Genomic DNA, 18,175 nt, shown 5'->3' on the forward strand with positions numbered 1-18,175 from the left:
ATAGTAGTGTAATTATGAATGAATATGGAGAAAAATTTAGTAAAGCCATTGGTTTTTTCATCGATTTTAATGCCGTTAAAGTGCTGGCTATGCAAATGATGGCGTAAATATAGTAGAAGTTCGTTTATAACCCTGCGTGTAAACGTTTACATTGATGGGATTTAGATCACTGTTCGATCACTGGTTGATTGATAGACTGAATTGAAATTTCACCTCGTTGATAAAAAGAGTTCCTTATGTCTAGTGTTGATTCAAGTCGCGATGAGTTTAGTGCCATTGACCATCCACATCGTCGTTATAACCCGTTAACAGGACAGTGGGTATTGGTATCCCCGCATCGAGCAAAACGGCCGTGGCAAGGTCAGGATGAAAAACCGTCACCTACCCCTAGTGATAGCCATGACCCCGATTGTTTCCTGTGCGCCAATAATTCGCGTATTTCAGGAGAGAAGAATCCCGATTACCAAGGAACGTTTGTCTTCACCAATGACTTTGCCGCGTTAACCACGGACACGCCTGATGCGCCTGCTTCAACCAATCCACTGTTTCGTAGCCAAAGTGCTCGTGGATTAAGTCGAGTTATCTGTTTCTCTCCCGATCACAGTAAAACCCTGCCTGAGTTACCACCAGAAAGCATCTTGGCGTTGGTAGACACTTGGGAGCAGCAGATATCCGAACTGGGTAAAGAGTACCTTTGGGTACAGGCGTTTGAAAACAAAGGAGCGGTGATGGGGTGTTCTCAACCGCATCCACATGGGCAGGTATGGGCCAATAACTTTTTACCCAATGAGATAGAGAGAAAAGATAAGCAGCTACGAGACTATCAGCAGCAACATGGCAGTAACCTATTACTCGATTATGTTCAGAGTGAAGCGAAAGATGGATCTCGAACAGTGGTAGAAACAGAACACTGGTTGGCGGTTGTCCCTTATTGGGCTGCTTGGCCCTTTGAAACCATGTTATTGCCTAAAACACCTATTCGCCGCATGAGCGAGTTAAGTGGCGAGCAGAGAGTCGATTTGGCTCTGGCGTTGAAAAAGTTGACCAGTCGATATGACAATCTATTCAAATGCTCATTTCCCTATTCGATGGGCTGGCATTATGCGCCTTTCTTTGAACACGCATTAGACCCGTCTCACCCCACTGATATTGATCACTGGCAGCTGCACGCTCTGTTCTATCCACCGCTGCTTCGCTCTGCAACGGTACGTAAGTTCATGGTGGGTTATGAGATGTTAGCGGAGAGCCAACGAGATTTGACGCCAGAACAAGCGGCTGAAAAGCTGAGAGCTGTCAGCGACGTTCACTATTTAGATAACGACGGTTTATAAGCCTAAGACGAGAGATATTATGATGAATTCTATGGTATTAGCCAAAAAAGTAAGCCGATCTTTTCAAGATAGCTTTGGTTATTCAGCGCAAGCATTTATTCAAGCGCCTGGACGCGTCAACTTAATTGGTGAACATACCGATTATAACGATGGTTTTGTTCTTCCTTGTGCCATTAACTACCAAACGGTGGTGGCTGCTAGCAAAAGAGAGGACAACATCGTTCGGATCGTATCGGTCGATTATGGCAACGAGATTAACCAGTTTGACCTTGGTCAAGCGATCACTTTTGAAGCCGATTGTATGTGGGCTAACTACATTCGAGGTGTGGTTAGCTGTTTATTGCAGCGTGGTTATCAACTTGGTGGTGCCGATATTGCAGTCAGCGGTGACGTCCCACAGGGAGCGGGCTTGAGTTCATCCGCCGCTCTAGAAGTGGTGATTGGACAGACGTTTAAAACGTTGTATGACTTAGACATTAGCCAGCAAGAGATTGCGCTAAATGGCCAGCAAGCTGAGAACGAATTTGTTGGTTGCAATTGCGGCATCATGGATCAACTTATCTCGGCTGAAGGGCAAGAGAGTCATGCGTTGTTGATTGATTGCCGAACGTTAGAGACCACGGCCGTTCCTCTGCCGGAAGGTGTGATCGTTATGATCATAAACTCCAATAAACAGAGAGGGCTGGTGGACAGTGAATACAATACTCGCCGTCAACAGTGTGAAGAAGCGGCTGAAATCTTTGGAGTGAAAGCGCTACGAGACGTGACGCTACAACAGTTTGATCAACGCAGTAGCGAACTCAGTGAAGTCGTTGCCAAACGCGCGAAGCATGTGATTAGTGAGAATGATCGTACGGTGTTGGCCGCGGTCGCATTAAAAGAGGGCGATCTCCCTCGAATGGCTCAGTTGATGGAGCAATCTCATCTCTCGATGAAAGAGGACTTTGAAATCACGGTTACAGAGGTAGATACTCTTGTCGATATTGTTAAGCAGCAGCTGGGTAATGATGGGGGAGTTCGCATGACAGGCGGCGGCTTTGGTGGCTGTATTGTCGCCATGATGACCCCAGATAAAGTGGAGCAGGTTCGGTTGGCTGTTGAGGAAAATTATGAAGTGATGACGGGATTGAAAGCGTCAATTTATGTGTGTCAGGCAAAATCGGGTGCTTCTCAGTTTGAGCTGGTTGTGTAATGGATAATCAGTGTTATCACGATGGCCAGCCTGCAAATGTGTATACGCTGCGCAATCGACTCGGAACTCAGATTAAGGTGATGGATATTGGTGCGACTTGGCTTAGTTGTCAGCTTAATGTCGATCAGAAAAGCAGAGAAGTACTGTTAGGGGTTGATACCATCAGCAAACAACAGCAGCAGCAGGCCTATTTGGGGGCGACAGTCGGTCGGTATGCCAATCGCATTGCTGGTGGACAGTTTACGATTGGTTCACAACCCTTTCAGCTGTCGGTTAACCAGGGCAGTAACTGCTTGCATGGCGGTCAGGAGGGCTTTGATAAACGCCGATGGAGTCTGCTTGAGCAAAGCCATGATGGTGTGCGTTTAGCGCTTAACTCTGCTGCGGGAGATCAAGGTTTTCCTGGCAATGTGACGGTTACCGTTCATTATCAATTAACAGAGCACAATGAGGTCATTATTCGTTATGCGGCCATCACAGATGAAGCATGTCCGGTGAATTTAACCAATCACGCCTATTTTAACTTGATGGGAGATGAGTCATTCATTAGTGCACTTGATCACCAATTACAGGTCGCCGCCAGCCACTATGTGGTGACTGATGAAACGGCGATACCCACAGGGGAGCTGAGGGAGGTACAAGGGAGTGGTTTTGATTTTAATCAGCGTAAGTTGATTAAACAGGATTTTTTGCACGATGCTGATCAGAAGCTGTTGAGCGGATATGACCACGCCCTACTGCTGGACAGTGATAAAACGGACGGTGAACAGGTGGTGGCTTGTTTGGTGTCGGCAGATAATCGACTGACTATGGAGGTGAGAACCACCAAGCCCGCCATGCAGATCTACAGCGGTAATTTCTTACAGGGAACGTCAGGGCGTGGACAGCATAAATATAGTAACCATGATGGTATCGCCTTAGAGACACAGTTTATGCCGGACTCTCCGAATCATCCTGAGTGGCCACAAGTCTCTTCGATATTGCAGCCTGATCAGACCTACCATGCGGTGACTAAATATCGCTTTATTGTGGACTAAATTTTACTCACTGAGTTTCGTTTAATTAGGGTTGGATTAAACAGACTGACGCTACTGCTTTTTTGCTCACTTTTGGCCAGTAAAATCGCTAACGAGGCCGCTTTTTCTGCCATGATCTGAATCGGGTAACGAATGGTGGTCAATTTAGGGTGAACAAACTTGGCAATCAATCCGTCATCAAACCCTACTAGCGACATCTGCTCCGGTACTGAAATACTATTATCTTCAAGCGTAGAAAGGGCACCCGCTGCCATAAAGTCGTTATAAGCCACTGTTGCGGTGATCGGTAAATTTTTCGCTAGTAGGTTCATCATCGCTTTTTCGCCGCCAAGATCCGTTGGCTCAGATTGTTCAATGTAGTTGTCAGATACGAAGAGCTGATTATCCTTAAGCGCTTGTAAATACCCATCTCTGCGCTGGCTACTGTCCTCAATCTCGTGGTTAGAATTAATACAGGCGATATGCTGGTGGCCATTTTTGATGAGAAATTCGGTGGCCAAATAGGCCCCTTTGAAGTTGTCGAGAGCAATACAGCGCTCGGCGATCTCAGGGACAAGTCGATTGATTAAAATAAAGCCGGGCACTTCGTTGGCGTAATCGATGATCTCTTGATTGCTGAGTGCCTTTGAGTGAACCACTAGAGAGTCACATCGGCTATTGATCAGCAGTTCAATGGCATTACGTTCATCATCGGCATTATGGTAACCGTTACCGATTAACACCTGTTTGCCATTTTTACGCGCGACATCATCCACCGCTTTAATCATGAGGCCAAAAAAGGGATCGGAGACATCACTGACAATCACCCCAATGGTATTGGTGCTTTTACTGACTAAAGCTCGAGCGTTGGCATTGGGTCTATATCCAAGTGATTTCATCGATTTTTCAACCAGTTCAATGGATCTTGAACTCGCTTTAGGTGATTTGTTAATGACTCTCGAGACGGTAGCGATGGAGACGCCTGCATCTTTTGCCACATCTTTTATGGTAGCCATGAATAACCTCGTACTTTAAGTACCCCCATTTAACCCCCGTGGTGAAAATATGGCAATATCTGATTAATGTTTTGTAATAAAGTAAGAAGTAGATCGCTGTAATTACTTGCTTTATTGTTAATGTAAACGTTATCAAAAATGAGCGAGGTTAAGACAGAAATGACGACAATTACCTACCCAGATTTTGCAAAATTGGACATTCGAGTTGGAGTGATCACTGAAGTGGTTCGACATGAGAATGCCGATAAACTTTATATCGTACAAATTGATATTGGTGAGCGAACCTTACAGACAGTGACCAGTTTAGTTCCTTACTACACAGAGCAGGAGCTAATGGACAAGCAGGTTGTGGTATTGACCAATTTGGCTAAAGCAAAAATGCGCGGAGAGACGTCTGAATGTATGCTGCTGTGTGCTGAAACGGACGATGAATCAGAGAGTGTGTTGCTGACTCCTGAGCGCTTGATGAGCCCAGGAGTAAAAGTTGTCTAAGTCGGTGGATTGAAGAGATCTAACAGGGTTGGACGTCGGCTTTTTACGCTTTGATGTAAAAAATTGATGATCCAGTGAGCGACCGTTTGCGAGTCTGCGACTTTATCTAACGTCTGTTTGCCCTGTTCAAGTCGGCTTGGTTCGATAATATCTTGTCGATAATCCATCAATGCTAATGCGAAGTCGGCGCTGAACTCAGGGTGACCTTGAAAGCCTAAAAAGTGGTCGTCGACCTGTATGGCGCTGTATGGACAAAAATCGCAACCAAGAATAACCTCTGTGTGAGGTGGCAGCTCAACCACTTGATCTTGATGGCTGACAACGAGCCCGACTATGGATAACTCGGGATCCATCCAAAGTTTTTTATTGATGATTTGAGTGGTTGATATGCCAACTCCCCAGCCATTATAAGAGAGTGACACCTTGCCCCCCAATGCGTGGGCAATCAACTGGTGACTAAAGCAGATCCCCACGAGTCCAATTTGCGCGTCATAGAGACGACGTACAAACTGGACCAGTTTGTGTATCCATGGAAGATCGTCATAAACGCTGTATTGGCTGCCAGTTGACAGATAGGCGTCACACTCATCAATCTCTTCTGGGTAGTCATCTAAATAGACCTCATAAAAGACTATCTCAAGGGGCACCTCTGTCTGAGCGAGAAGTGCCGAGAACATGCCTGAATAGCCACCATATTGTTTTTTAAGGGTTTGATTGACATTGTCACAAAGTAGGATACCTAGCTTCATTGAACGATTTCCTTATCCTATCTGGTTGACTCCTAGCGTACTTCAGTCAAGTAATTAGAGGTGTGTTTTAAGGTTAAACGATTTAGTTTGGGTGACGTTGTGATAACCAAAGGTCGATAATGAACTGCCACTGCCTGAATTTTTTGTACCAGACCAAGCCAGAGCGGGATCTTGATAATCGCAACGATTAATAAAGAAGGTACCAACGTGCAGCTCTTCTCCTATTTCGGTAGCCGCATCGATGTCTGAACTAAACACAGAAGCAGTAAGCCCAAATGGAGAGTCGTTCATCAGTGCAATCGCCTCTTGATCGCTGTTCACGCGCATGACTCCCACTACAGGACCAAAGGTCTCTTCACGCATGATGCTCATTTTATGAGTCACCTTGCTGAGTAATTGAGGGGCAAGATAGCAAGTGTTAAGATTGGCGGCGGGAAAATCTGACGCCGTAATATGAGCAACAGCTCCCATGGCGATCGCCTCATCGATTTGTGCTCGAATGTACCTTGCCGCAGAGAGGCTAACAACCGGTCCGAGTGTTACTTGAGGATCATACGGTGGTCCCAGCTTGAATTGTTTAATCAGCTTTTCCGCTTTGCCTACAAACTCCGAATAGATGGTACGGTGCACATAGATACGTTCAATGGCGCTGCACGATTGACCTGAATTGAAATAGGCGCCGTCGATACAGCTTTCAACGGCATGGTCAATATCGGCGTCATGACGAATGTAGCTTGAATCTTTACCACTCAACTCTAATCCGACCTCAACAATGCTATCCGCTGCCGCCGCTTTAATCGCTTTCCCACCCTCTACTGAACCAGTAAAAGAGACATAATTAATACCAGGGTGTTTGACCAGTTTTTGGGTATCGGCGCGGTTCAAATGGAGATACTGGAATACCTCCGCCGGTATCTGAGTTTGCTGAAAGGCTTTGGCAAACTGTTCAGCGCACAGTAGGGTCTGAGAGGAGTGTTTTAAAATAACACTGTTTCCAGCCATGATGGCTGGAATGATGGTGTTCACTGCACTTAAATAGGGGTAGTTCCAAGGCGAGATAACCAGTACGGTGCCTAAGGGTTCTTTTTTTATATATCGGGAATAACCTGGAAGTTGACTCAAAACGGTGGGTTCTAAAGCCTCTTCGGCTGCATCGATCATATAACGAGCGCGCTCTTCTGTGGCAAGGATTTCGGCTCTGGCGTAACGAATCGGTCTTCCCATCATCCAGCATAGTTGGCGTGCAATTTCATCTTGATTCGCGATGATGGCATCAATGACCTGGTGACAAATCGCCGCTCTATCAGCAAGTTTGCTCCCCTTCCACTGCTGGTGCGCAGCTTGTGCATCATGCACGGCTGTTTCAACCTCAGGTGGGCTAGCAAGTTTTCTGGTGGCGTAAATTGAGCCATCAATAGGACTGCGACTGGTTAACACATCACTCATTTTTAATGCCTTTTACTGCTCGTCGGATGGGGGAATCTTCACACGGATGTAAAGGAGCAATTCGAATCGATAAATATTGTAGGTAATGATATAAATATAGACGCAAGTGGGGGAGTTGCAATGTTATTTAGGATATTGAAAGAGAAGAAAAAAAGAGCCTAAATAGGAATATTTAGGCTCTTAATATTGATTAGGGCTTGTCTGCCATTAACGAGGCAGCGTACAACTAGTTATTGTGGTGTAACTCGTTGTTCAGCTCAACCGCAGTTTTATTGGTTAAACATTCGATTTGACCTGTGACTGAGTTGCGACGGAACAGCAGATCGGCGTGACCAGCCAAATCGCGCGCTTTGGCTATTTCAATCTCTTTGCCGCTGAGATCAAGCATGCGAACCTTGGTGCCTGCAGTGACATATAAGCCAGACTCAATAGTACAGCGATCACCCAGTGGGAAGCCAAGACCGGCATTGGCACCAAGTAGGCAGTTCTCACCGATAGAGATAACCATTTTTCCACCACCCGATAGAGTCCCCATGATAGAGGCACCGCCACCGACATCAGAACCCTCTCCGACCATGACACCCGCCGAGATGCGACCTTCAACCATGCTAACACCTTTAGTACCAGCGTTGAAATTGATGAAACCTTCATGCATTACCGTGGTGCCTTGGCCAACGTGTGCACCCAGGCGCACTCGAGAGGTATCTGCAATACGAATGCCAGCAGGAACAACGTAATCAACCATCTTAGGGAACTTATCTACACAATCGACGGTGATGATCTCTCCATTTAGACGTGCATCAATTTGACGTTCATCTAGCTCTGGAAGATCAATAGGGCCAACGTTGGTCCATGCGATGTTATGAAGTAGACCGAAAATACCATCTAAAACAGTACCGTGTGGTTGAACCAAACGGTGAGAAATAAGTTGTAATTTTAGGAAGCCTTCAGCAACAGAGCTTGGTTTCTCATCAGTCGCTAAGATAACTAAAACAAGAGGCTGAGTAGAGGCTGCCGCTTTAGTCGAAAAGCGTGCGTTGGCGTCATCGCCACTGTCGGCAAAAGCTGCAGCGAGTTGAGAGGCTTGGTCTGATGCGATTTCAAGTGTTTGATTGCCTTCCTGGTAATCAACCACTTTTGCGATAGCACTAACAAGAGCGTCACTTGGGTTTAAAAGTGGATTAGGGAAAAATGCTTCGATGATTTTTCCGTCACGGTTTTTTGTTGCAGTGCCTAAAGCAAGCGAGAATGTAGCCATTATAGAGTAATCTCCGTTTCTATAATTTGATGCTATTGCATCAATAATCAAATTTACTTAATAAATTGTATTCATCATAGAGAGAGAACTTTACTAAGTCTATAAAAACAGAAAGCAGCAAGCCAACAAATGACTTACTGCTTTAAAATGGTGCTGTGGATTTTGCGTCGAGGTTATGCTGCGGCTTCCGAGTCAGATTCGTCGGCAACCACTTTCACTTCTTTGGGTTTTTTCGGTGCAGGTTTACGTTTTGCACCTAAAGCAACAAGAACATCCTCTTTATTTTTCGCTAAGTATAAAGAGAGCTCTTCTTGTTTTGCTTCATCTTCTAATAACTTGCTTTCACCCAGCAATGTGAATAGTTCATCAGCCATATCCAACATTTTGTCATAAGCGTCAGCTTCAGCTTTAGAGGTAAAAGTCATCTTTTCTTCTCCATTGCGTTCCACTACGTACTTGACGATAACAGCCATGGTCATCCCCTAATAATTAATCTAAATTTACTGGCTTTTTATACAGTAGGATCTACACTATGTCCAGTTTAAAGAAGGGAGTTGTGATGACAAGAGAAAAGTTTGAACCGATTTATCAAAGAGCAGCAGCGAGAAAAGGTGGTGTTGAAAGCTTAGAAGGCATCATTAATACGCCGTTAACCACAGCCGATCTTTCCAGAATTTCTGATGATCGTTGGTTGGCCTGTTTTACCGAAAAAGTGTTTCAGTGTGGTATCTCGTGGAGTGTGGTGAGAAAAAAATGGCCCAATTTTGAAGCGGCGTTTTTTGGCTTTGATATTGAAAAGATGCTGTTGATGCCCGACACGATGTGGGAACAAAAGGCGCAAGATCCGCAAATTATTCGTCATCTTACTAAGGTGATGACCATTCCTGCCAATGCTCGCATGATCCAACAGGCACAAAAGAGAGGTGGCGGGTTTGCGCAAATGGTCGCAGAGTGGCCCACTGAAGATATTACTGGGTTATGGAATTATCTCAAAAAGCATGGCAAGCGATTAGGTGGCAACACCGGAGCCTATAGTTTACGTGTGATGGGAAAAGACACCTTCATTCTCTCTTCTGATGTCGAAGCGTATCTACGACAGTGCGATATAGTAGACAGTGGCAGAACAACCAAAAGGGCGCAAGTAGCGGCTCAGACTGCGTTTAATGATTGGCAGCAAGAGTCGGGAAGAAGCTTAAGCGAAATCAGTCAGGTTATCGCCTTTAGTTGCGGCGATAATCGTGTATAAACCGTTTGCTCAAGCTCGCATTGGAATTATTCGTTTGGGGAGAGGTTACTTAACCATGATCTCGATAGAACCATTTGCTGCGTAAGAGCCTTTAGGTCTATCAACGCAGTAGAACGTGGCGACATATTTACCAACATCGATTTTATGGGTTAAGGTGGCCCCCCCTTTGGTTGGGGAGTTCCAGTTCCCTTTATCAGAGAGTGGCTGCATGATCTGCATATTCTCTAGAAACTGTACGTCGGTAGGTAACCCTTGCTGATAGACAGCGATAAAAGCAAAATCGTCGCTGTTTTTACACTGCATTTTGGCCGTGATGCTACCCGGTTGAATCGTTAACGGTTTGCTCTCTTTACTCAGTAAGACGCTGTTATCCCCTTTCGCCACTGATGCCATTTTAATGTCACCAGCAAGTGCATAACCATTCATGCTAAGAGTGAGCATTGTGCTGAGTAATACCGATTTTTTTAATCTGTTCATGAATTTATCCTTAAGTCATTTGAGTGAAGGTAATCTGTAACGATTAGGTTACTGAAATCACTTTAAGGTATTAAAAACAGTGCATACATCACTCTAGGGTGATTTGGGGTCGCTACTTCCAACAATAATTATCTTGACCAAATCTTGGTGATTTTTTGACAGAGTAGAGAGAATAGAGGTCGCAAGGCTCCGTTTACCACTGCTGACAAAATGAGATAAAGCTTTTAAGCAGCGCACTTTGGTACTTCTCTTTATGCATTAATATCCAGTAGCGACGCTTCATATCAAGAGGCAGAGTGAGCTCTACCAAACGACCATCGGCTAACGCGTATTGTGCGGCTTGTTTTGATAAGCATGCCAGCCCTAGATCCGCGGCGGTAAAATTGATAATGGCTTCGGTGGTATTGAGTTCAAAGGCGAGGGTCCACTTTTCAATTCTTGGAGCGATACGCTGTACAAAAAATTCACGGGTGCCTGAGCCAGCTTCTCTGACGATCCATTGACTCTGTTCAAAGTCCAATAGAGAGAGGTTCTCTTTTCTGGCTAGCGGGTTATCAGGTGAACAGACAATGGCCATCTCATCAGTGTGCCAAGGCTCCATGTACAGATCTGCATGCTGGGTTTTCCCTTCGATCAATCCAATGTCGAGTTCATAATCGACCAACTTCTGACAGATGACCGACGTGTTACCAATTAATAGCTGCTGCTCTTGCTGTAAGGTAAGTTTTCGAAAGTCTCTCAATAGGTAGGGGACGACTTGATTACCTATAGTATCGCTGGCCCCAATTTTCAGTTCACCAGTGAGTTGGTTTTCATTTTCAAATAGATGAGCAATGCCGTTCTCTCTTTCGAGTAACTCGTCGGCAAGGGGCAGTAGACGCTTGCCATTATGGTTAATAATAAGGCGATTGTTCACTCGATCAAACAGCTTATGCCCAATGTTGTTTTCAAGCTCGGACAGGGCCATACTGACCGCAGGTTTTGACAGAAAGAGCTTTTCGGCTGCAGAAGTGATGGTTTTTTCTTGAGTAACTGTCACAAAAACACGTAACTGTTTGATCGATATATTCACGCGATATTCCTTTTGTTGTTCAATATATTTTAACCTATTTTTAAATTTATTCATCTATTCTTAATGATGAAATGGCTCTATTATCTCGTTGTCCTTCATGGAGTAGTGAGAAACTCATGCTGAAAAAAAACATATTACAATTAGCGGCAGCACCAACACCAATGGCTGGTTTAGCGTTGGGGATTGCGAGTTTAGGCTGGTGTTGGGAGAATGCAGCTCAACTGCATGGGCTAGGGCAGATCATCGGGGCAGTAATTGCTTCCGCGATGCTGTTTATTTTGTTGCTTAAATTCGTCTGCTTTCCGAAAATATTATGGAATGACCTTGCGCATCCCGTAGTAGGGAGTGTGGCGCCAACTTTTGCCATGGCGACTATGGTGGTCTCAAACGCCCTCACTCATTTTAATGCTGATCTGGGTAACGCATTGTGGCTATTTGCGGTCGTGCTGCATCTGCTGTTTTTGGTGGTATTTATCTATCACAGAGCGATGGATTTTCAACTCCATCATATGGTGCCAAGCTGGTTTGTTCCCCCGGTTGGATTGATTGTTGCTGACGTCTCGTTTGCGGGCAGTGAAGCACTACGCCCATTGGCTGATGGGGTGCTTTTATTTGGTCTTGTCGCATACGCAGTGATGTTACCAGCGATGTTATACCGTTTGATCTTTAGCCATGAAGTACCAGATTCGGCGAAACCGACCATTGCTATTTTGGCCGCTCCTGCCAGTCTCTCTTTGGCAGGATACTTAACCGTGACATCATCACCGTCTCCTGTGATTGTGGCTCTACTGTTTGGCATCGCGGTGTCGATGACTCTGCTTATCTATTTTTCATTGATAAAGCTGGCGCAACTTCCCTTTAGTCCAGGGTATGCCGCTTTTACTTTCCCCGTGGTAATCAGTGCAACGGCTCTGTTTAAGTTTGCAGCCTGGATGGCATCGGTGGGGGTGGCAGATGAGTATGTGGGGCAAGTTACGATGATGGCAACGGTTGAATTAGTGATTGCGACGGTTGTGGTCACGTACGTTGCGATTCGTTACCTTGCTTTTTATCGCCCAGCTATTCGTTTATTTACCTAGCGAGCAACAGATAGCGCTCTGGAGCAGCGCTATCTGTAATTTCACGGTTAAGCCATAGTTTCCTGCTTGCCCTTTTCCAGTAGGTGACAGGCAATCAGGGTGTTGTCATCGTAGGTTTTCAATGTGGGTTTTTCTTGATGACACCGCTCAGTGACGTGGTGGCATCGAGTACTAAACGCACACCCTTTTGGGGGATCAAGTGGGCTAGGCAGCTCTCCAGTTAACTGAATACGCTGACTTCTGTGTTCACTGTTGATCCTTGGTGTCGCTGAGAGGAGTGCCTGAGTATAAGGGTGGCGTGGATTAGCAAATATGCTCTCTTTACTCCCTTTTTCAACGCATTGACCTAAATACATCACCATCACCTCATCGGCAATGTGCTCTACGACGGATAGATCATGTGAAATGAAGAGGTAGGAGAGCCCCAATTCATCTTGCAGATCCATCATGAGGTTGAGCACTTGAGCTTGCACGGAGACATCCAACGCTGAAACAGGCTCATCGGCAATAACAATGTCCGGGTTTAACATCAAGCCGCGTGCAATGGCAATACGTTGTCTCTGGCCTCCAGAAAACATATGAGGGTAGCGGTCATACTGCTCTGGCTTCAAGCCTACTTTCGCCATCATTGAGAGTGCTAACTCTTTGCGTTGTGCAGCGCTCATTGAGCTATTGATTACCAAAGGTTCTTCTAAGATTTGTCCCACTTTTTTTCTCGGGTTCAAAGAGCCGTATGGGTTCTGAAATACAATCTGAATCTTCTGGCGACGCAGTTGGTTGGATTCAGGATCGTTGGCCAGTAAATCTTGACCATTAAATGAGATCTCTCCCTCTGTCGGTGTCTCAATCAAAGTGATCAAGCGGCCAAGGGTGGATTTTCCACAGCCAGACTCACCAACGACCGCTAAGGTTTTACCTCGGGCTAAGGTAAATGAGACACCGTCTAACGCCTTAACCACGCTGGCAGGTTTAAACATCCCTTGCTTGATGCTGTAGTGTTTTTTTAGATTTACCGCTTCTAATATCGGTGGTTGCGCGCTCATAGTGTCGGGCTCCCTTGTTGGTCTAATGGGAAGTGACATTTTACTTGTCGATTGATATCACCCTGCAGCAGTGGCTCTTCGCTTTTGCACTTGAGAGTGGTGTAGGGACATCTCGGGTTAAGTAGGCAACCTTGCGGTCTATCATACTTACCGGGAACCACACCTGATAACGAATCCAAACGGGCTTTACCTAGCGAGGACTCGGGCAGTGAGCGCAGCAGTGATTGAGTATACGGGTGTTGGGGATTGGTAAACACTTCACTGGATAAACCCGATTCGACGATCTGTCCCGCATACATCACAATCACGCGATCAGCAGACTCTGCGACTAACGCTAGATCGTGAGTAATCAAAATAAGCGCCATGTTCTGCTCTTTTTGCAGCGACAGCAGTAGATCAATAATTTGCGCTTGAATGGTGACATCTAACGCGGTGGTGGGCTCATCGGCGATCAATAATCGCGGATTACAGGCTATCGCCATGGCGATCATCACACGCTGACTCATTCCACCAGACAGTTGGTGGGGATAAACATCTAATCGTGAACCGGGATCCGGAATACCCACGAGATTTAACAGTTCAATGGTACGCTCTTTTCGCTCTTTTCGGCTTCCACCAAAGTGAACTTTCAGCGCTTCCATTATCTGGTAACCTACGGTAAAACAAGGGTTCAAGCTGGTCATGGGGTCTTGGAAAATCATTGATATTTCCGCGCCAGTAATGCTCTTTCTCTGCTTTTCTGACATTGAGAGCAGGTCTTGTCCATCAAATCGCAGTTGAGTGGCGCTTACGACGCCGGGGAAGTCTATGAGTCCCATTACGGCTAATGAGCTGACGGATTTTCCTGAGCCAGACTCACCGACGATACCGAGAACTTCACCTTCATTGATCTCATAACTGATTTTGTCTACCGCTTTAAAGGGCGCGGTTTGGTCACCGAAATGAACAGAGAGTTGGTTTACTTCTAAAATTGCCATGATTCTGCTCCTTACTGCTTTAATTTCGGGTCTAGGGCATCGCGTAAGCCATCACCCATTAAGTTGAACGCCAATACGGTGGTTAAGATGATCAGTCCAGGGAAAGTGACTACCCACCATGCGGAGTTAATGAACTGTCTTGCATCAGAGAGCATCACTCCCCACTCTGGTGTGGGGGGTTGTGCTCCTAGCCCTAAGAATCCCAAGGCCGCCATATCTAAAATTGCGGTGGAAAACCCAAGAGTTGCCTGAACAATCAATGGAGCTAGACAGTTAGGCAGAATGACGCTAAACATCAATCTCAGGTGGCTGGCTCCGGCTACTCTTGACGAGGTAACGTAATCTCGATTGGCTTCGGAGAGCACCGAACCTCGGGTTAAGCGCACATAGTGAGGCAGGGAGACGAAGGAGATAGCCAGAGAGGCGTTGATGATCGATGGGCCAAGAATGGCAACGATAGCAATCGCCAATAACAGACTTGGTAGGGCTAACATAATGTCGACCATTCGCATGATCATGGTATCGACCACCCCTCTGAAATAACCAGCAACGAGGCCTAAAAAGACACCAAGTACTAGCGACAGAGAGACCACAATACAGCCGATCAATAGTGACAGTCGGGCACCATGTAGGAGTCTGGATAGAATATCTCTTCCAACATCGTCGGTACCTAACAAAAAGCGAACATCTCCCCCTTCCATCCACGCAGGGGGAGTCAGTAGGGCATCCCTAAACTGCTCGGTTGGGTCAAAAGGGGCGACAACATTGGCGAAGATCGCCAGAGTGAGAATAAAGGATATAAAGACCAACCCAATAATGGCGCCTCTGTTTTTGGAAAAATAGAACCAAAATTCCGCTAAGGGAGTTAATGGCTCCTGCTCCTTGGCAACAGGAAGTGCTGAGTTTACTGCTTCAGACATATCTGTGATTCCTTTCACGTTATTTTGAATGGCGAATTCTAGGGTTCACCACGCCATAGAGAATATCTACGGTTAAATTGACTAATATAATGATGGTGGCAACCAGTAATATTCCGCCTTGAACGACGGGGTAGTCTCGACGTCCAATGGATTCAATCATCCACTTTCCAATACCCGGCCAAGCGAAAATGGTCTCAGTAAGGATCGCGCCTGAGAAGAGAATACCGACCTGAAGACCTATCACGGTTAGGATGGGGATCAATGCGTTACGAAGTCCATGAACCAGCACCACTCGCCATTGCATCAACCCTTTAGCACGAGCGGTTCGAATGTAATCTTCACCCAACACTTCGAGCATGGATGAGCGAGTCATACGGGCAATCACCGCTAATGGAATGGTGCCTAGGGCAACGGCAGGAAGCACTAAGTGGTGCACTGCGGCTGCAAATGCGCCCTCTTCACCGGATAACCAGCTGTCGATTAACATGAAACCCGTTACCTCATCAACCCAGAAGTTGACGTCATCCATGCGCCCTGATACTGGGGTTAAGTCTAGACCGAGCGAGAAGAAGAGAATCAACAACATGGCCCACCAAAAAATGGGCATAGAATAACCCGCTAAAGAGATTGTCATGACGCCGTGATCAAAAATGGTGCCTCGTTTGACTGCGGCCAGAATACCGGCGGGCAGCCCAACTAAAATCGCAAATAGGGCGGCGCAGATTGAGAGCTCTAGTGTGGCTGGGAACAGAGATAGAAACTCGCTTAATACGGGCTCTTTAGTAATTAAGGATTTGCCAAGATCCCCTTGCACGACATCTGAAATGTAGATGAAGTACTGTTCTAGTAATGGCTTATCCAGACCTAGTTCAGCGATAAGTTGAGCATGACGTTCTGGTGAAACACCGCGCTCTCCAGCCATCACTTCAATGGGGTCGCCAGGTATTAATCGGATTAAGGTGAAGGTCAAAAGGGTAATACCAATAAACGTCGGTATGACTAGCCCGAAACGTTTTAAAATAAACTGTAGCATACTGCTCTGCCCAATTAAGTAACGATAAAGATAAAAAAAAGGCCAGCGAACTGGCCAAATACTTAGGGAAAATTGAACTATTCGATATCTACGCCATAGAATTCATGGCCACCGAATGGGCTGATTTTGTAGCCTTTAACTTCTTTACGCACTGGTTCGTAAACCATCGAGTGAGCCACCGTTACCCAAGGTGCTTGCTCTTTAAAGACCACCTGAGCTTGTTGGTATAACTTGGTACGCTCAGTAACGTCAGCAGTGACCTTCGCTTTTTGAATCAGATCTTCAAACGGCTGATGACACCACATTGCACGGTTTGAACCACCTATGCCTGAACAGCCGAGTAAAACCGCTAAGAAGTTATCTGGATCGCCATTATCACCAGTCCAACCTAACAGCACGGTTTCATGCTCGCCGGCTTTCGAACGCTTAAGGTATTCACCCCACTCGTAAGAGATAATCTCCGCTTCTACGCCAATTTTTGCCCAGTCAGCTTGAATGACTTCCGCCATACGACGTGCATTTGGGTTGTATGGACGCTGTACTGGCATCGCCCAAATATTGGTCTTAAAGCCCTCTTTCACGCCCGCTTCTGCAAGCAGAGATTTGGCTTTTTCAAGATTGTATTCATAATCTTTCACTGATTCATTGTAAGACCAGATGGTTGGCGGAATTGGGTTCGTTGCTGCTTTACCGGCTCCTTGGAATACCGCATCGATAATGGCATTTTTATTCACCGCCATGTTCAATGCTTGACGAACACGCACATCGGTAAATGGTGCTTTTTGAGTGTTGAATGCGAGATAACCCACGTTCAAACCCTCTTGGCTCATTAGGTTGATTTTGTCGTCAGATTTCATGCGGGTTAAATCTGCCGGGTTAGGGTAAGGCATCACGTGACACTCACCTTTTTGCAATTTCGCATAACGAACAGAAGCATCAGGAGTGATTGAGAAAACTAAACGGTCAATGGCCGCTTTGCCTTCGTAGTAACTCGGATTAGATTGGTAACGAATGGTGGAATCTTTTTTGTATCCCACCAGTTGGAATGGTCCTGTACCTACCGGGTCTAAATCGAATTTTTCAGGGGTGCCTGCAGCCATGAGCTGATCAGCATACTCTTTAGACATGATTGAAGCGAAATCCATGCCCATATTGGCAATAAACGGCGCTTCTGGTTTGGCGAGATTGAAGACAACGGTGTAGTCGCCTTTTTTCTCAATGCTGGTGATTAAGTCACCCATGTCCATTGAGTTGAAGTATTCATACGATCCCCCAGACACTTTGTGGTAAGGGTGTGCATCACTCTTTTGACGCATGAAGGAGAAAATGACATCGTCCGCATTAAAATCGCGAGTTGGTGTAAAGTTTTTGGTGGTGTGAAACTTCACCCCTTTACGAAGTTCAAAGGTGTAGGTCTTTCCGTCATCCGACACACTCCACGAACTGGCAAGGCCCGGTTCTAAGACCGTGCTACCGCGTTTGAATTGAACTAAGCGATTAAAGATTTGACGTGAACTGGCATCAAAGGTGGTGCCTGCAGTATACAACGAAGGATTGAATCCTTCTGGCGAACCTTCAGAACAGTAGACCAGTGTTTTGGCTTGCAGTCCTGCGGAGATCGCAAGTGCAATGACAGCGGTACTCACTGTAAATATGCTTTTTCTCATTTTATTGCTCCATGCTTTTGGATGAAAAATGCCCAAGGTATTTATCTCTATTCTTGTTGAACATTTTTAAGAAGTTGTATGTCGATATTATTCGGTAAACAGTTAATAAGCTGGCAGGTTGTTAACAAGATTGCAACATACTGAATCTAATTGTATAAAAT

At 45.8% G+C, this 18,175-nt stretch carries 18 protein-coding genes; 6 read left to right on the forward strand and 12 right to left on the reverse strand.

Annotation, left to right across the window (positions count from 1 at the left end; translation table 11 throughout):
- Positions 1-236 precede the first annotated feature (236 nt).
- From L4C32_RS14710 to galM, 3 genes are read left to right on the forward strand one after another with little or no spacing between them, the layout of a single operon-like run.
- Entirely contained in the window at positions 237-1,331 is a 1,095-nt protein-coding gene (locus L4C32_RS14710) for a UDP-glucose--hexose-1-phosphate uridylyltransferase (protein ID WP_428197645.1), read from the forward strand.
- Between the two features lie 22 nt (positions 1,332-1,353).
- On the forward strand, positions 1,354-2,523 hold the full coding sequence (gene galK, locus L4C32_RS14715) for a galactokinase (protein ID WP_428197662.1): 1,170 nt from the start codon (positions 1,354-1,356) through the stop codon (positions 2,521-2,523).
- Positions 2,523-3,560, forward strand: a complete 1,038-nt coding sequence (gene galM / locus L4C32_RS14720; protein WP_428197646.1) for a galactose-1-epimerase — start codon at positions 2,523-2,525, stop codon at positions 3,558-3,560. Before galK ends, galM begins: the two co-directional genes overlap by 1 nt.
- Here galM and L4C32_RS14725 read toward each other — a convergent pair.
- Positions 3,557-4,555, reverse strand: a complete 999-nt coding sequence (locus L4C32_RS14725) for a substrate-binding domain-containing protein (protein ID WP_428197647.1) — start codon at positions 4,553-4,555, stop codon at positions 3,557-3,559. The two genes, galM and L4C32_RS14725, sit on opposite strands and share 4 nt — an antisense overlap.
- Before the next feature lie 159 nt (positions 4,556-4,714).
- Between L4C32_RS14725 and L4C32_RS14730 the strand changes: the two genes are divergently transcribed.
- Positions 4,715-5,047 (forward strand): tRNA-binding protein, encoded by a 333-nt coding sequence (locus tag L4C32_RS14730; RefSeq protein WP_428197648.1) that lies wholly within the window; start codon positions 4,715-4,717, stop codon positions 5,045-5,047.
- Here L4C32_RS14730 and L4C32_RS14735 read toward each other — a convergent pair.
- The 4 genes from L4C32_RS14735 to L4C32_RS14750 form a co-directional block, all read right to left on the reverse strand.
- The gene (locus tag L4C32_RS14735) at positions 5,044-5,796 is read right to left on the reverse strand and encodes a glutamine amidotransferase-related protein (protein WP_428197649.1); all 753 of its coding nucleotides are present in this window, start codon (positions 5,794-5,796) and stop codon (positions 5,044-5,046) included. The two genes, L4C32_RS14730 and L4C32_RS14735, sit on opposite strands and share 4 nt — an antisense overlap.
- 54 nt (positions 5,797-5,850) lie before the next feature.
- Positions 5,851-7,242: an aldehyde dehydrogenase family protein gene (locus L4C32_RS14740; RefSeq protein WP_428197650.1), complete on the reverse strand. Its 1,392-nt coding sequence runs from the start codon at positions 7,240-7,242 to the stop codon at positions 5,851-5,853.
- 226 nt (positions 7,243-7,468) lie between these two features.
- Positions 7,469-8,500, reverse strand: a complete 1,032-nt coding sequence (gene dapD, locus L4C32_RS14745) for a 2,3,4,5-tetrahydropyridine-2,6-dicarboxylate N-succinyltransferase (protein WP_428197651.1) — start codon at positions 8,498-8,500, stop codon at positions 7,469-7,471.
- A 173-nt stretch (positions 8,501-8,673) separates the two neighbouring features.
- A complete protein-coding gene (locus L4C32_RS14750) occupies positions 8,674-8,973 on the reverse strand; it encodes a YebG family protein (protein ID WP_428197652.1) in 300 nt (99 codons plus the stop codon).
- A gap of 86 nt (positions 8,974-9,059) precedes the next feature.
- Between L4C32_RS14750 and L4C32_RS14755 the strand changes: the two genes are divergently transcribed.
- Entirely contained in the window at positions 9,060-9,746 is a 687-nt protein-coding gene (locus L4C32_RS14755; protein ID WP_428197653.1) for a DNA-3-methyladenine glycosylase I, read from the forward strand.
- 45 nt (positions 9,747-9,791) lie between these two features.
- Here the strand turns inward: L4C32_RS14755 and L4C32_RS14760 are convergent, their stop codons facing one another.
- A complete protein-coding gene (locus tag L4C32_RS14760; RefSeq protein ID WP_428197654.1) occupies positions 9,792-10,223 on the reverse strand; it encodes a hypothetical protein in 432 nt (143 codons plus the stop codon).
- Between the two features lie 193 nt (positions 10,224-10,416).
- Positions 10,417-11,295 (reverse strand): LysR substrate-binding domain-containing protein, encoded by an 879-nt coding sequence (locus L4C32_RS14765; RefSeq protein ID WP_428197655.1) that lies wholly within the window; start codon positions 11,293-11,295, stop codon positions 10,417-10,419.
- 116 nt (positions 11,296-11,411) lie between these two features.
- Between L4C32_RS14765 and L4C32_RS14770 the strand changes: the two genes are divergently transcribed.
- Positions 11,412-12,374 (forward strand): TDT family transporter, encoded by a 963-nt coding sequence (locus L4C32_RS14770; protein WP_428197656.1) that lies wholly within the window; start codon positions 11,412-11,414, stop codon positions 12,372-12,374.
- Positions 12,375-12,421: 47 nt separating this feature from the next.
- Here L4C32_RS14770 and L4C32_RS14775 read toward each other — a convergent pair whose 3' ends face one another.
- The 5 genes from L4C32_RS14775 to L4C32_RS14795 all read right to left on the reverse strand — a co-directional run bounded on the left by L4C32_RS14775 (position 12,422) and on the right by L4C32_RS14795 (position 18,014).
- Positions 12,422-13,417 (reverse strand): peptide ABC transporter ATP-binding protein, encoded by a 996-nt coding sequence (locus tag L4C32_RS14775; RefSeq protein ID WP_428197657.1) that lies wholly within the window; start codon positions 13,415-13,417, stop codon positions 12,422-12,424.
- Complete coding sequence (gene dppD, locus L4C32_RS14780; RefSeq protein WP_428197658.1) at positions 13,414-14,394, reverse strand: dipeptide ABC transporter ATP-binding protein; 981 nt, start codon at positions 14,392-14,394, stop codon at positions 13,414-13,416. Before dppD ends, L4C32_RS14775 begins: the two co-directional genes overlap by 4 nt.
- An 11-nt stretch (positions 14,395-14,405) precedes the next feature.
- Positions 14,406-15,314: a dipeptide ABC transporter permease DppC gene (gene dppC / locus L4C32_RS14785; protein ID WP_428197659.1), complete on the reverse strand. Its 909-nt coding sequence runs from the start codon at positions 15,312-15,314 to the stop codon at positions 14,406-14,408.
- A 19-nt stretch (positions 15,315-15,333) separates the two neighbouring features.
- Complete coding sequence (locus tag L4C32_RS14790) at positions 15,334-16,347, reverse strand: ABC transporter permease subunit (protein WP_428197660.1); 1,014 nt, start codon at positions 16,345-16,347, stop codon at positions 15,334-15,336.
- 77 nt (positions 16,348-16,424) lie between these two features.
- Positions 16,425-18,014: an ABC transporter substrate-binding protein gene (locus L4C32_RS14795; protein WP_428197661.1), complete on the reverse strand. Its 1,590-nt coding sequence runs from the start codon at positions 18,012-18,014 to the stop codon at positions 16,425-16,427.
- Positions 18,015-18,175 lie beyond the last annotated feature (161 nt).

Source organism: Aliivibrio kagoshimensis (assembly GCF_050337105.1).
In the GTDB taxonomy this organism is placed as follows: domain Bacteria; phylum Pseudomonadota; class Gammaproteobacteria; order Enterobacterales; family Vibrionaceae; genus Aliivibrio_A; species Aliivibrio_A kagoshimensis.